The sequence below is a fragment of the Pelodictyon clathratiforme genome (genome assembly GCF_982375515.1).
Window position 1 is genome coordinate 499,216 of record NZ_OZ455102.1, and the last position, 14,623, is coordinate 513,838.

Annotated in this window: 12 protein-coding genes; all 12 read left to right on the forward strand. The window is 48.1% G+C overall.

Annotated features, from left to right (window positions below; translation table 11 throughout):
- Positions 1-5 precede the first annotated feature (5 nt).
- Entirely contained in the window at positions 6-2,465 is a 2,460-nt protein-coding gene (locus AC56AD_RS02550; RefSeq protein WP_012507338.1) for a GumC family protein, read from the forward strand.
- 30 nt (positions 2,466-2,495) lie between these two features.
- Positions 2,496-4,439, forward strand: coding sequence for a polysaccharide biosynthesis protein (locus tag AC56AD_RS02555; RefSeq protein ID WP_482812089.1), 1,944 nt, complete (start codon positions 2,496-2,498; stop codon positions 4,437-4,439).
- Between the two features lie 101 nt (positions 4,440-4,540).
- Positions 4,541-4,798, forward strand: a complete 258-nt coding sequence (locus AC56AD_RS02560) for a nucleotidyltransferase family protein (RefSeq protein ID WP_012507340.1) — start codon at positions 4,541-4,543, stop codon at positions 4,796-4,798.
- On the forward strand, positions 4,795-5,280 hold the full coding sequence (locus tag AC56AD_RS02565) for a hypothetical protein (protein WP_012507341.1): 486 nt from the start codon (positions 4,795-4,797) through the stop codon (positions 5,278-5,280). The genes AC56AD_RS02560 and AC56AD_RS02565 overlap by 4 nt, the downstream gene beginning before the upstream one ends.
- 97 nt (positions 5,281-5,377) lie before the next feature.
- On the forward strand, positions 5,378-7,198 hold the full coding sequence (locus AC56AD_RS02570) for an ABC transporter ATP-binding protein (protein WP_049759874.1): 1,821 nt from the start codon (positions 5,378-5,380) through the stop codon (positions 7,196-7,198).
- Between the two features lie 41 nt (positions 7,199-7,239).
- Positions 7,240-8,238, forward strand: a complete 999-nt coding sequence (locus AC56AD_RS02575) for an NAD-dependent 4,6-dehydratase LegB (RefSeq protein WP_012507343.1) — start codon at positions 7,240-7,242, stop codon at positions 8,236-8,238.
- A complete protein-coding gene (locus tag AC56AD_RS02580; protein WP_012507344.1) occupies positions 8,235-9,422 on the forward strand; it encodes a LegC family aminotransferase in 1,188 nt (395 codons plus the stop codon). Before AC56AD_RS02575 ends, AC56AD_RS02580 begins: the two co-directional genes overlap by 4 nt.
- Positions 9,419-10,048 carry an acetyltransferase gene (locus tag AC56AD_RS02585; protein WP_012507345.1) on the forward strand — a complete coding sequence of 210 codons (630 nt, stop codon included), beginning with the start codon at positions 9,419-9,421 and terminating at the stop codon, positions 10,046-10,048. The genes AC56AD_RS02580 and AC56AD_RS02585 overlap by 4 nt, the downstream gene beginning before the upstream one ends.
- A complete protein-coding gene (neuB, locus tag AC56AD_RS02590; RefSeq protein WP_012507346.1) occupies positions 10,045-11,052 on the forward strand; it encodes an N-acetylneuraminate synthase in 1,008 nt (335 codons plus the stop codon). The genes AC56AD_RS02585 and neuB overlap by 4 nt, the downstream gene beginning before the upstream one ends.
- The gene (neuC, locus tag AC56AD_RS02595; protein ID WP_012507347.1) at positions 11,049-12,212 is read left to right on the forward strand and encodes a UDP-N-acetylglucosamine 2-epimerase; all 1,164 of its coding nucleotides are present in this window, start codon (positions 11,049-11,051) and stop codon (positions 12,210-12,212) included. Before neuB ends, neuC begins: the two co-directional genes overlap by 4 nt.
- 15 nt (positions 12,213-12,227) lie before the next feature.
- Positions 12,228-13,286 (forward strand): nucleotidyltransferase family protein, encoded by a 1,059-nt coding sequence (locus tag AC56AD_RS02600; RefSeq protein ID WP_012507348.1) that lies wholly within the window; start codon positions 12,228-12,230, stop codon positions 13,284-13,286.
- A gap of 9 nt (positions 13,287-13,295) precedes the next feature.
- Complete coding sequence (locus tag AC56AD_RS02605) at positions 13,296-14,618, forward strand: adenine nucleotide alpha hydrolase family protein (protein WP_498984047.1); 1,323 nt, start codon at positions 13,296-13,298, stop codon at positions 14,616-14,618.
- Positions 14,619-14,623 lie beyond the last annotated feature (5 nt).

The following is a 14,623-nucleotide window of genomic DNA, read 5'->3' on the forward strand; positions in this document are numbered from 1 at the left end:
TTCCTATGATGGTTGAAAAAGAGACAACCCTCTCCACTCAGAGCAACAATGAGCAAACCCAGGGGAGCGAGATCTCTCTTGGAGAGATCCTTAAGATTATCCTTCGCCGAAAATATGGTATTCTTCTCATTCTTATAGCCAGCCTTGTTATGGCGTGGATATACAATAAGGCGCAAACGCCTGAATACCATGCTGTGTCGGTCATGATGATCAATGAAAACAAGGCGCCGGGCGATCTGCTTGCAACGCTTCTCGGCCCGAGTGCAGGTGTTGACACAAAGTCGGCCAGAAAAGATGTTGAACTGCTCCAATCCCACCCTATTGCAGAACTCACCGTAAAGGAGCTCTATAAAACCACCCGCAAGGACTCCCTTGAATTTTTCGGAAAGAGGAAATATGTCTCCCCCATCGATTTTCTTTTCAGCGCTATTGACGTTTTTCATCCTCTTAATGCCGATCAGAAAGCGGAAGCGTGGCACTATTCCGATGCTCTTTTACGCTTTCATGCCATGCAGCTCAAAGACCGCATCAGGGTTATACCACTTCGCGACACCAATCTCCTGCAGGTCTCGGTTGCAAGCCCTTTCGCGGATGAAGCTGTTTTTTTGACCAATATCCTCTGCCAAACCTACAAAAATGCGGACATCATCCGTAATTCTGAGAAGTACACCCAGGCAAACAAGTTTATTGCTGAAATGATTCAGGATCAGCAGCAGAAGGTCGGAGAGGCTGATAATGCTCTTTCGCAGTATATGCAAGCCAACAAAATTTACGAGGTGAGCGGCAATACTGGCGCCATTCTTGCCAAAGTTGTTGATGCTGACGCACGATATAATGATATCAAGGCAGAATCACGTATAGCGAGTAATAGTCTTGCCTTTCTTGAAAAAAAGCTCTCGGATACCGACAGGGAGATCAGTTCACGTATAGCAAAAAATGTCAACAGCCAGCTTGGCGCAATCATGGATGAGTTGCGGACTCTTGAGAGTGACTATATTAAAATGGTTCGGGAAAAGGGGATTGATAATCCTGAGGTCAAGATAAAACGGCAACAGCTTGATGTGGTAAAAACACGCTATGAGCAGCTCAGCCGCAGCAAGATTGCCGGTGAAATCGGGTATGCTGGCAAGGCCCAGAAATTCAGTTTCGACATGGTTTCCGAAAAACTCCAGATCGAGCGGAAACTCAATGACCTCAACTTCAGCGCCAGTGAGTTCAGCCTCCTGAAGCAATATTACGAGAGCCAGCTCTCGATGCTGCCAATAAAACAGCAGGAATTTATCAAACTGCAGAGAGACAAGGAGGTTGTCGGCAAAACCTATCTCTATCTGAAAGAGAAGCTCGATGAAACCCGTATCATGCTCGGTTCCGAAGTTGGCGGCGTCTCCATTATCGGGTCGGCATTCAAGCCATTTTCTCCGGAAAAGCCCGTGCTGTCAAGAGATCTTCTTGCGGGATTTATTCTTGGCGGACTGCTCGCCGTCCTCTATACCTTCGGTGCAGAGATGGCTGATAATACGGTTAAGGATGATCTTTTTTTCCGTGATCTTGGCCTGACGGTGCTCTCCGTTATTCCTTTGGTGGGTCAGAAGGGACAAACCCCTTTTCTTGATAACAAAGAATCATTCATAAAGAGATTCCTTTACAGCAAAAGCCAGGCTTTTCGTGAAAAAGTGCTCTCTGAAGCAAGCGTAAAAGGGGCTCTTCCCATGCCGATGATAACCGACAGTCTAAGTTCAGCTTTTGCGGAAAGTTTCCGGACGCTTCGAACCGCTCTCGATTACAGTCGCGTCGATTTCTCCCGTATAGACAGCTCGCTCAAATTTATCCTTGTTTCGGGAACAGCCATGACTGAAGGGAAGTCGACCGTTTGTGCCAATCTTGGAATGGCATATGCTATCAGCGGCAAAAAGACGCTTATCATTGACTGTGATTTACGACGCGCGTCACAGCATAAAAAATTAAACGTTAAGAGAGAACCGGGTTTGACCGATTTTCTCTACAGTCAGCAGGCGAACATTGATGAGAGCTTTTTTCAGCCGACGCATATCGAGAACCTGTTTGTACTCAGTGCAGGTAAAAAAGTTCCAAACCCCAATGAAATTCTTGGGTCTCAAAAAATGATACGCCTCCTTAAAGAGCTTGACGGAAAGTTCGACAAGGTAGTCTTCGATTCGCCTCCGCTCTTCCTGAGTGATGCTGCACAGCTTGCCCATTCGGTTGACGGTGTTCTTCTTGCTGCCCGAATGCATTTTACCAATAAAGATCCGATCAGGAATTTTGCAGTCGACCATTTTCTCAGGCCACTTATTCTTGGCGTTGCCATGATCGAATCTCGTGATTCCCAGCGCTATGGGTACGGCTATGGCAAGTACGGCTATGGCAAGTACGGCTATGGCAAGTACGGCTATGGCAAGTACGGCTATGGCAAGTACGGCTATGGCCAATATGAAGAAGAGGCTTAAATCACAGTCTTGAAACGCCGGGTTTTCGCCATGGGCAGGAGGGCTCTTGCCTCTTCCCGCTATGTCAAGCTGCTGGTTGTTGTCGCATTCGACATCTTCGCAGCGCTGCTAACGGTCTGGATGGCATTCTCATTCACCCGTCAACTCCTGCATCAGCCGGAGGGGCTGGAGTGGCTGCTCTATCTGCTTGCGCCAGCTCTGATGCTCCCGATCTTTGCTCTTTCAGGCATCTACGGCACCATCCAGCGTTATAACAGCTTTGAAGGATTTATCACCGTTTTCAAAAGCGTTTTTTTCTACGGCGCCGCATTTGTATGCCTTTTGCTGCTCCTGCCTCTTCCGAAGATCTCCATTGTCGTCGGAATCCTTCAGCCGCTGCTGCTCCTGCTGATGACCGGGGGAAGCCGTGCAATGGTGCGCTATCTGAGTACAACAGTAACCACGACGCCTGAAAAAAGGTGTGAAGCGCCCAACAAGCTCCTGATCTACGGAGCAGGTTCCGCAGGGGTGGAGATTGTCAATAGCATCAACAGAAGCAATAAATTTACCCTTGCCGGTTTTATTGACGACAATCCGGATTTGCAGGGGCGAACCATCAACCGGATGAAGGTCTTCAGCCCTGCGGAGGCCGAAGAGCTGATCCAAAGCGAGGGAATCAACAACATCCTTCTCGCAATGCCATCGGCAACTCGTACCCGGCGCAACGAAATTGTTGAGCAATACCGAAAATACCCGGTGCGTATCCAGATGCTGCCGGGAGTTGAAGAGCTTGCCGAAGGAAAGGTCACCATCTCCGACATCAAGACCGTAGACATCGAAGATCTCCTTGGTCGTGATCCGGCGCCGCTCGATCACGCCCTCGTCAAACAGGTAATTACCGGCCGGGTTGTAATGGTCACCGGCGCCGGAGGCTCAATCGGCAGCGAACTCTGCCGCCAACTCCTTCAGGCCCAGCCATCAACACTGCTGCTGCTCGACAACGCCGAACACAACCTCTACACCATTCACAGCGACCTTACCCAGCGCCACGCACGCCTCTCATCCGCAACGCGGATAGTGCCGCTGCTCTGCGACGTGACCAATGCAATCCGTATAACAGAAATATTCCGCGTTTTTCAACCTGAAGTGATCTACCATGCCGCAGCCTACAAGCATGTGCCGATGGTCGAGCACAACCCCGCAGAAGGGATACGCAACAACGTTTTCGGAACCCATACGGTGGCAGAAGCTGCCCTGCAGCAGGGAGTAACAAGCGTCGTCCTCGTCAGTACCGACAAGGCAGTGCGCCCAACCAACGTGATGGGCGCAAGCAAACGGCTCTGCGAAATGATCCTGCAGGCACTTGCCGAGGAGCCCGGCCATACAACCTGCTTCTCCATGGTGCGCTTCGGCAATGTCCTCGGCTCAAGCGGTTCCGTTGTCCCTCTTTTCCGCAGTCAGATCAACAGCGGTGGCCCCCTCACCATCACCCACAAGGAGATTACCCGCTACTTCATGACCATCCCCGAAGCGGCACAGCTTGTCATTCAGGCAGGCGCCATGGCCTCACCAGGCGATCTTCATCTCCTCGAAATGGGCGACCCGGTCAAAATCATCGACCTTGCCCGAAAGATGGTAGAACTCTCCGGCCTCACCATTCGCGACCATGAAAACCCTGAAGGTGACATTGAAATACGGGTAACCGGCCTTCGCCCAGGCGAAAAACTCTACGAAGAGTTGCTGATCGGCAACCATTCAAGCCCTTCAGCCAACCCCCGCATTTTCAAAGCCAAGGAGCACTTCATACCCTGGAGTGAACTGCAGGAAGAACTTGAGCAACTGACCACAGCCATACACAGCAATGACATCAAGAGCATCAAAAAGATCCTGAAAAAGATAGTCCCCGAATACAGCCCAGGGATCACCACCTCAGACCTGCTCTCCATGGAAAAGCAAAGCAAAAACGGCAAAAACCACCACATACCAGCCCAGTAAGGGCGGGGTCTCCCCGTCCCTCTGTAAGGGCGGGGTTCCCCCGCCCCTCTTTAAGCACGTAACACGATCTTTTCATGCGCCTGAGCTCATATCAATCACAAATGATCTCCAAGCAGATACACCAATACTTTGGTGAAAGCGCAGATATTTGGCTCTTTGGCTCACGTATTGACGATCATAAAAAAGGCGGAGATGTTGACCTCTATGTCGAAGCGCCACCACACAACTTGCTGGATGAAATTCGTTGCAAAATAAAACTCGAAGAGAACATCGACATGCCTGTAGACCTTATTGTACGAGAGCAGGCAGATAGCTCACTCATCGGCAATATTGCCAAAAGTCAAGGGCAGAAGTTATGAGCGCAAACGTACAGTTGATCTGGAAGAAAATTGAACACTTGCGCCGAATGCGCAACTACCTCGACTACTCACATGAGCAGGTTCTGCGGCTCATACCAATAAGCGATTGGCATCAACTGACACCGGAAAATCATGAAACACTTGCCGCATTTCGGGTACGATTCAGTGAGTTTCAGGAGCATTTGGGCAAAGTAATGCGTGCCATAGCTCGTGAGGAAGAGCAGAGCACAGAACCATTCAGCTTTGTACTGTTATATATGGAAAAGCTCGGTATTCTGGATTCGGTTGAACAATGGAAAATGATTCGGGAATTGCGAAACGCAGTCAATCATGAGTATGAAGAAAATGAACAACGACTATCCGAATTTTTTCTTGCCCTGACCCAGGCGGCACCAGATCTCTATAAGTGCTACACCCGCATTATAGAATTTTGCACGTCGTCATATCCGGCAGCAGAGGACTTGTCAGCGGGTACGAGTTGAACAAGTTATGCACCAATCCGTGTTAACCCGTGGGCAAACTCTTCACTTTATCACAATTCGTGGATAATTTTTTTTCTACAATAATTATTTGTAATACGTGAAATCTTCGGACAAAACTTCTTCCATTCCTGAACTGTTAAAGCGCCTCTGGCACCACATCACCCCGCGTCGCCGAGGCCAATTCGGACTTTTACTCATCCTGATGGTCTGCGCATCCTTCGCCGAAATACTCAGCATAGGCGCTGTGCTTCCATTTCTTGCCGTCCTCACCGCCCCGGAAAGAATCTTCCAGCTCCCGGCAGCCCAGCCATTCATCCGGGCGATTGGAATGACGAGTGCAAGCCAGCTCCTCTTTCCGCTCACCATCACCTTCGGTATAGCAGCGCTTATCTCCGGAGCCATGCGTCTTCTGCTCCTCTGGGCAAGCACTCGCCTCTCCTTTGCAACAGGGGCCGACCTCAGCATCAGCATCTACCGCCGCACCCTCTATCAACCATACTCTGTTCATGTGGCACGCAACAGCAGCGAGGTGATCAGTGGTATCTCTGGTAAAGCCAACGGAGTCATCTATACGACTATTGTACCATCATTGACGCTCATCAGTTCGAGTATCATGCTTGTTACTATTCTCATTGCTCTCTTGGTGGTTGATCCCGTTATTGCGTTGTCTGCCTTTAGTGGTTTTGGTCTCATTTACGCTGTAATCATCAGGCTTACACGCAAGCAGCAGTTGATCAACAGCAAATGCGTGGCGAAGGAGTCTACTCAGGTGATCAAGTCTTTGCAGGAGGGCTTGGGTGGTATACGTGATGTCCTCATCGATGGTAGTCAGGCAGCTTACTGTCAAATCTATCGCAATGCTGACCAGCCATTGCGGAAAGCACAGGGAAACAACGCTTTTATTGGAACGAGTCCACGTTTTGGCATTGAAGCACTTGGCATGATGCTTATAGCGGTTTTGGCCTATGTGCTTGCTATGCAGCCTGATGGTATAGCCAAAGCAATTCCTGTTCTCGGTGCCTTGGCACTCGGTGCACAGCGCATGCTGCCAGTATTGCAAGGGGCTTATGGTTCATGGTCAAGCATACAGGGCGGGCAAATCTCGTTGCGGGATACACTTGATCTGCTTGATCAGCCGTTGCCGGATTATGTGGATCAGCCGGTCGCCAAACCTTTGCCGTTCAATATGCACATCGGCCTGCACAATCTCTCGTTTCGCTATACAGAACAAACCCCTTGGGTGCTGCAAAATCTTGATCTGACTATTCCTAAGGGCAGTCGTATTGGCTTTATCGGTATTACTGGCAGTGGCAAGAGTACACTGCTTGATATCGTCATGGGACTTCTTGCGCCGACTGATGGAACATTGGAAATTGATAGCCAGCCCATTGTAACGGGTAACAATCGTGCCTGGCAGGCCCATATCGCACACGTCCCTCAAGCGATCTATCTTGCTGACAGTACCATAGAAGAGAACATTGCCTTCGGTGTGCCAAAAGGGAAGATCGATCAGAGCCGGGTCAAGCAGGCAGCTCAAAAGGCTCAGATTGCCGATATCATCGAAAGCTGGCCTAAAAAGTACCAGACCTATGTCGGTGAGCGGGGGATCCGCCTCTCCGGCGGCCAGCGACAGCGCATCGGCATCGCCCGTGCACTATATAAGCAGGCCGACGTCATCATTTTTGACGAAGCCACCAGCGCCCTCGATAACGAAACCGAACAAGCCGTCATGCAAGCCATCGAAAGTCTCGGCGATGATCTCACCGTCCTGATAATCGCCCACCGCCTCACAACCCTGAAAAACTGCACCAAAATCGTAGAACTGGCTGATGGCGGAATCAAACAAACCGGCACCTACCAAGAGATCATATCCCCTGTAAGGTCGGGTTCATCCCGCCCCCTGTCACTCACAACGTAAGGGCTGGGTCGTCCCGCCCTCTTCAACAACTCCTGTACTCTATGCAATCAGTTCTCATCACCGGTGCAGATGGCTTTATTGGATCACATCTGACCGAAGCTCTTGTTCGTCAAGGCTACAATGTCCGGGCTTTCGTTTTCTACAACTCCTTCAACTCATGGGGTTGGCTTGATCAATGCGCTACAGATATAAAAGGGAAATTTGAGGTGTTTGCTGGCGATATTCGTGATCCGCATGGGGTGAAGGAGGCCATGAAAGGTTGCGATGTTGTACTGCATCTGGCAGCACTCATAGCTATACCCTACTCTTACCACTCACCCTACACCTATGTTGATACCAACATCAAGGGAACTCTCAATGTCTTGCAGGCTGCTCGGGAACTTGGTGTTAAGAAAATCGTACATACTTCCACGAGCGAAGTTTATGGTACTGCGCGTTTTGTGCCGATTACAGAAGAACATCCATTGCAAGGCCAGTCTCCTTACTCAGCTACCAAAATAGCAGCCGATCAGTTGGCTTATTCCTTTTTTGCCTCTTTTGGGTTGCCAGTGATTATTGCGAGACCGTTCAATACGTATGGTCCACGTCAGTCAGCGCGTGCAGTGATTCCTACTATCATTACTCAGATTGCAAATGGTAATCGTCAGATAAAACTTGGCGCAGTAAGGCCTACGCGCGATTTTAATTATGTGCAGGATACGGTTGCCGGATTTATTGCGGCGATGAAATCTAATCAAGGATTGGGTGAGGTCGTCAATTTTGGAAGTAACTTTGAGATATCCATTGGTGATACAGTACAGTTAATTGCAGAAGTGATGAATACCAAGATTGAAATTATTACGGATGAAGATCGTTTGCGTCCAGCGAATTCTGAGGTTGAGCGTTTATGGGCTGATAACTCAAAAGCCAGTCAACTTTTTGGTTGGGAGCCAAGCTATGGTGGGCGCGAGGGGTTCAAGCGCGGTCTTGCTGAAACCGCGGAGTGGTTCTTGAACCCTACGAACCTTGCCAGTTACAAGTCAGATATATACAACCTGTGAAAGATTTAAACTCACCATCCCTACTGGCAGATCAGGTCGTCGCTGCTCTTCGCTCTGTTATTGGCCAGAAAGCCGCAGTTCTGCATGAACCAAGCTTTTCCGGCAACGAGTGGCTCTATCTCAAAGAGTGTCTCGATTCAACCTTTGTCTCATCCGTAGGCAAGTTTGTTGACCGCTTCGAAGCTGATCTTGTAGCCTATACTGGTGCCAGATATGTGGTTGCTGTGGTGAATGGCACAGCAGCACTGCACATTGCTTTAAAGCTTGCAGGGGTTAAAGCTGAAGATGAAGTGTTGATACCGGCCCTTACCTTTATTGCTACTGCCAATGCTGTAACCTATTGCGGTGCCACACCGCATTTTGTTGACAGCGAAGAGCGTACTCTGGGTGTGGATGCTGTAAAGCTTCGTGATTATCTTGAACAGCATACAGAGCAACGTGCTGGGCAGTGTATTAACCGCACTACCGGTCGGGTTATTCGGGCTTTCGTGCCTATGCACACCTTTGGTCATCCTGTCGATTTGGATGGAGTAATGGCCGTAGCACACGATTTTAATCTTGCACTTGTTGAAGATGCGGCTGAGTCTTTGGGCAGTTACTACCAAGGCAGGCATACGGGCACTTTCGGATTGATGGGTACATTAAGTTTCAACGGCAACAAAACCATAACTACCGGTGGCGGCGGCGCAATCCTGACTGATGATGAAGAGCTTGCACGCCATGCCAAGCATGTGACTACAACCGCTAAATTGCCTCATGCTTGGGAGTACCGTCATGATGAAATCGGGTATAACTACCGTATGCCCAACATCAACGCAGCTCTTGGCTGTGCACAGTTGGAGCAATTACCAACAATGCTTGCTGCAAAAAGGGAGCTGTTTCAGCGTTACCAAGCGGCATTTGCAACGGTTTCGGGTATCAGGTTGATGGTGGAACCGGCACAATGCCAAAGCAACAACTGGCTGCAAACTCTTGTGTTGGAACATGAGCAAGCAAATCAACGGGATGCTCTCCTGAAAGTCACAAATGATTCCGGTATTATGACACGCCCAGCATGGATTTTGATGCATGAGCTGGCGCCATTCCAGGAGTGCCCGCGTATGGATTTGGCAGGCGCTCAGTCGCTTGTGCAGCGTTTGATTAATATTCCAAGCAGTTCAAGTCTGCTTCAAGTCGTTTCATGAGCAAGCCGGATATCATACTTATTGGCGCTGGCGGTCATGCACATTCCTGCATTGATGTCATAGAGCAACAAGGCCAATACCACATTGCCGGATTGGTTGGTATGCCGCATGAAGTGCACGACAAGCACCTCGGTTATGAGGTGATAGCCACCGATGACGACTTGCCTCAACTGGCAAAGGAGTACGGCCATGCCCTGATTTCTTTAGGTCAAATTCTGTCGCCCGGTAGCCGCATACGTCTCTATCAGCAAGCCATCAAGCTTGGATTTCAACTTCCTGTAATTGTTGCGCCAACTGCTTATGTTTCCCGTCATGCCACTCTTGGTGCGGGAACAATTATTATGCATGGTGCAATTGTTACTGCTGGAGTCAGGGTTGGAGATAATTGCATTATCAACAATCGATCACTCCTTGAACATGATACTACGGTGGAAGACCACTGCCATATTTCAACAGGGGCTATCCTGAATGGTGGTGTAACGATTGGGGCTGGCAGCTTTGTCGGTAGTGGTACTGTTATCAAAGAGGGGGTAATAATTGGAAAGGATTGTGTAATTGGGATGGGCCTTTCTCTGCGCCATAATCAACTTGATCATTCACGATATACTGGCAAGAGTACCTCATGAGACAACGGACGCTCATTATCGCTGAAGCCGGGGTCAATCATAATGGTGACATGGAGTTAGCCAAGAAGTTGATTGATGTTGCCGCCGAAGCTGGAGCGGATTATGTTAAATTCCAGACATTCATTGCTGATCGTCTTGTTACGCATGCAGCCAACAAGGCTGACTACCAGATAAAGAGTACGAATTGCAGTGAATCGCATCATGAGATGCTACGTCGACTGGAACTCACACCTGCAATGCACAAAGAACTCATAGCACATTGTGCATCGCGAAATATTGGGTTTTTCTCCACAGGCTTCGATATTGAGAGTGTCGATCTACTGGTAAGTCTCGGTCATAATCTATTCAAGATTCCATCTGGAGAGATTACCAATCTCCCTTACTTGCGCCATATTGGCCAACTTGGTAAGCCTGTCATTCTCTCCACCGGAATGGCAATATTGGGCGATATAGAAGCAGCAATCGAAGTACTTGAACAAGCAGGTACAGCACGATCCAATCTGACCGTATTGCACTGTACCACAGAATACCCTACACCCATGTCAGAAGTGAATCTTCGAGCCATGCAGAGCATGCATAGTGCGTTTGGCGTGGCGGTGGGTTATTCAGACCATACGCAAGGCATCGAAGTGGCCATTGCCGCAGTTGCCTTGGGCGCAACGGTTATCGAAAAGCATTTCACCCTCGATCGCAATTTGCCAGGCCCCGACCATAAGGCAAGTCTTCAACCTGCAGAACTCAAGGCCATGGTGTCAGCCATTCGTAATATTGAAGTTGCTCTCGGTGATGGAATCAAAAGCCTCACTCCAGGCGAAGCAAAGAACAAGCCCGTTGCTCGTAAATCACTGGTCGCTAGTCATGCGATTAAAGCAGGTGAACTCTTCAGTGCACAGAATATCACCACGAAGCGTCCCGGTACAGGGATCTCGCCAATGCGATGGGATGAAGTAATGGGGCGTGTTGCGCAGAGAGATTTTCTTGCAGATGAATTGATCACGTTATGACTCGCAAGATTTGCGTTATCACTGGCACCCGTGCTGAATATGGCTTGTTGCGTTGGGTCATGCAGGGCATCAAGGATGACCCTGAGCTGACGCTGCAAATCATTGCCACCGGTATGCACCTGTCGCCTGAATTTGGTTTGACCTATCGCAACATTGAGCAGGATGGATTCCAGATAGATCGCAAGGTTGAAATGCTCACCAGCTCCGATACTGCTGTTGGCATAGCAAAGTCCATGGGTCTCGGGTTGATCGGTTTTGCTGATGTCTTGAATGAATTGAAGCCAGATTTGATTGTAGTGCTCGGTGACCGGTTTGAAATTTTCTCGGCAGTCTCGGCGGCGTTGGTTGCTCGTATTCCAGTTGCCCACTTGCATGGAGGTGAACTGACCGAAGGCGCTTTTGATGATGCTATCCGGCATTCCATAACCAAAATGTCGCACCTCCATTTTGTTGCTGCTGAAGAATACCGGCAGCGCGTGATCCAACTGGGAGAGCAACCGGATCATGTTTTTCTGGTAGGTGGGCTTGGTATTGACAACATTAAGCGTCTGAAGCTTCTCGATCGCGAGGAGTTGGAAGCTTCAATTGACTTGAGGCTTGGGCCTAAAAATCTGCTCATCACTTTTCATCCGGTTACTCTTGAGACCGCAACTGCAGCAGAGCAAATGGCAGAACTGCTTGCGGCATTGGCAGAATTTGAGGATACACAGCTAATATTTACCATGCCGAATGCCGACAACGGTGGGCGTGTGATGATCAGAATGGTGGAAGAATTTGTAGCACAGCACACTAACGCACGAGCGTACACATCCCTTGGGCAACTCCGCTATTTGTCATGCGTTTCAAATGTCGATGGTGTTGTGGGTAACTCTTCCAGCGGTTTGGCCGAAGTGCCCAGTTTCTGCAAAGGCACTGTTAACATTGGTGATCGCCAAAGGGGTCGGCTTCAAGCGGAAAGTGTGATCAACTGTGAACCGACTCGTAAGAGCATTGCAGGCGCCATTAACAAACTTTATTCTACCGATTTTCAACTAATCTTGAGCAAGCTTGCAAACCCCTATGGAGATGGCGGTGCAAGTGAAAAAGTTGTTGAAATATTAAAAAACCATGCACTGTGCGGAATGATAAAAAAGATTTTTTATGACCTTTGTAATGAATGATATACGAAAGAGAGAGTGACCATTACTGAAGAAATCTGGCGTCAGGCCATCCTTCCAATGTCCGCTTCTCTTGAGGAGGTAATAACCAATCTTACAAAGGTTTCGATTAAGATTGTGTTAGTGGTTAATGAAGCGGGTGAGTTGCAAGGCACCATTTCAGACGGAGATATTCGGCGTGGATTGCTTCGGGGGTTGAATCTCATAAGCCCAATCGAAAGTATTATCCACCATAATCCGCTGGTTGTCACGGAGGAATTAGGGCGTGAAGCTGTTCGGAAGTTAATGGTTGTTAACAAAATCCAGCAGGTGCCTGTTGTTGATGACCAACACCATATTGTAGGCTTGTATCTTTGGGATGAAATCGCGAAACCAATCCTGCGACCTAACCTGATGGTTATCATGGCTGGCGGTATGGGTACCCGGCTTCGTCCGCATACAGAAAACTGCCCGAAGCCGATGTTGTCGGTTTCCGGCAAGCCCATGCTTGAACACATCATTGAGCGTGCAAAGCAGGAGGGGTTCAGCCACTTTGTGTTGGCAATAAACTATCTTGGCCATGTCATTGAAAATTACTTTGGAGATGGGACTTGCTTACAAGTGCGGATCGATTACCTAAAAGAGAAATCCCCCTTGGGCACAGCAGGTGCCTTAGGGTTGCTGAATCCGTGGCCAACGCTGCCCTTTGCCGTAACCAATGGCGATGTTATGACAGACATTCACTATGGTGAGCTACTCGATTTCCACACTCGTCATAATGCTGCTGCCACCATGGCTGTGCGGGTGCATGAATGGCAACACCCATTTGGTGTAGTACAGACCGATGGAATTGATATTATAGGGTTTGAAGAGAAGCCTGTGCATCGAAGCCATATCAATGCTGGAGTGTACGTGCTTGAACCAGAAGCTCTTTGTTTTCTTGAAAAAAACGTTCGTTGCGATATGCCGGCGTTGTTTGAACGCCTGCAGGCAAAAGAGAAGAGGACTGCCGCCTATCCAATACATGAACCATGGCTGGATGTGGGCAGGCAAGAGGATTTGACCCGCGCTAACATGGATAATAAAATCAAACCGTAAAATAATACAATGGATAAAATAAAATATCCTCAACCTATTGATTTAGCTCCATTCAATAAAAAAAATGCTAAACCAGATGCGTTTTATGGACTACCTCAAGAGGTTATTTATTGCAAAAAGTGTGTAATATCAAACCAAAGACCAAATTCAGCGGTAGAGTATAAGCATACTAGAGAAACCAAAAAAGCGACAATCAACTTCGATGAAAATGGTGTTTGTGATGCCTGTAACTTTACAGAGCGCAAGCGTCATAGTATTGATTGGATTGATCGTGAAAAACAGTTGCGTGAGCTTTGTGATGTGCACCGTAAAAGTGATGGTTCCTACGATTGTATTACTCCTGGTTCAGGAGGAAAGGACAGTTTTTATGCGTCTCATATTTTAAAAACAAAGTATGGAATGCATCCGCTCACAGTAACATGGGCTCCTCATGTTTATACCGATTGGGGCTGGAAAAATTTCCAATCATGGATCCATGCAGGGCACGATAATTATTTGATGACACCAAATGGTCGAGTGCATCGTATCTTGACAAGACTTTCGACGGAATTGCTTTTTCATCCATTTCAGGCATTCATGTTCGGCCAGAAATCATTAGCCCCAAAAATGGCGTTATTATTTAATATTCCATTGGTGTTTTATGGCGAAAATGAGGCGGAATATGGGAACCCGATTGGTGATACCGATACAGCTAAAAGGGATTGGTCATACTTTACCTCTGCGGATCAATCTAGGATTTATCTTGGAGGTGTTTCTGTAGCGGATCTGAAGTCTCAGTTTGGAGTTGATCAAAATGATTTACAACCCTATTTACCTGCCGATCCTAACAGAATTGCTGAACAAAAAATAGAAGTCCATTACTTAGGTTATTACTTGAAATGGCACCCACAGGCATGTTATTATTATGCAGTCGAACATGGTGGTTTTCAAGCGTCACCAGAACGGACACCTGGTACCTATTCAAAGTATAACAGCATAGATGATCGTATTGATGATCTTCACTACTATACCACGGGAACCAAGTTTGGGATTGGTCGTGCTAGTTACGATGCTGCTCAAGAAATTCGTTCTGGAGATATCAATCGAGAAGAAGGTGTCGCATTAGTCAAGCGTTTTGACCATGAGTTCCCTGAACAGTTTGCGGATGAACTCTTTAAGTATTTATGTTTGCCTGAAAAAGAATTTCCTGTAGCAAGCCAAATGTTTGAACAAAATATGATGGATCGTGAGTACTTTCGCTTGCTTACAGATCATTTTCGTTCGCCTCATTTGTGGGTCAACGAAAATGGAAAGTGGAAGTTAAGAAATGCAGACTTGCTTGATAATCAATAATTACT

Bases quoted from the DNA above. Each gene is read 5' to 3' on its own strand.
- AC56AD_RS02550 (WP_012507338.1), top strand. From the start codon at position 6: ATGATGGTTGAAAAAGAGACAACCCTCTCCACTCAGAGCAACAATGAG.
- AC56AD_RS02555 (WP_482812089.1), top strand. From the start codon at position 2,496: ATGGGCAGGAGGGCTCTTGCCTCTTCCCGCTATGTCAAGCTGCTGGTT.
- AC56AD_RS02560 (WP_012507340.1), top strand. From the start codon at position 4,541: ATGATCTCCAAGCAGATACACCAATACTTTGGTGAAAGCGCAGATATT.
- AC56AD_RS02565 (WP_012507341.1), top strand. From the start codon at position 4,795: ATGAGCGCAAACGTACAGTTGATCTGGAAGAAAATTGAACACTTGCGC.
- AC56AD_RS02575 (WP_012507343.1), top strand. From the start codon at position 7,240: ATGCAATCAGTTCTCATCACCGGTGCAGATGGCTTTATTGGATCACAT.
- AC56AD_RS02585 (WP_012507345.1), top strand. From the start codon at position 9,419: ATGAGCAAGCCGGATATCATACTTATTGGCGCTGGCGGTCATGCACAT.
- neuB (WP_012507346.1), top strand. From the start codon at position 10,045: ATGAGACAACGGACGCTCATTATCGCTGAAGCCGGGGTCAATCATAAT.
- neuC (WP_012507347.1), top strand. From the start codon at position 11,049: ATGACTCGCAAGATTTGCGTTATCACTGGCACCCGTGCTGAATATGGC.
- AC56AD_RS02605 (WP_498984047.1), top strand. From the start codon at position 13,296: ATGGATAAAATAAAATATCCTCAACCTATTGATTTAGCTCCATTCAAT.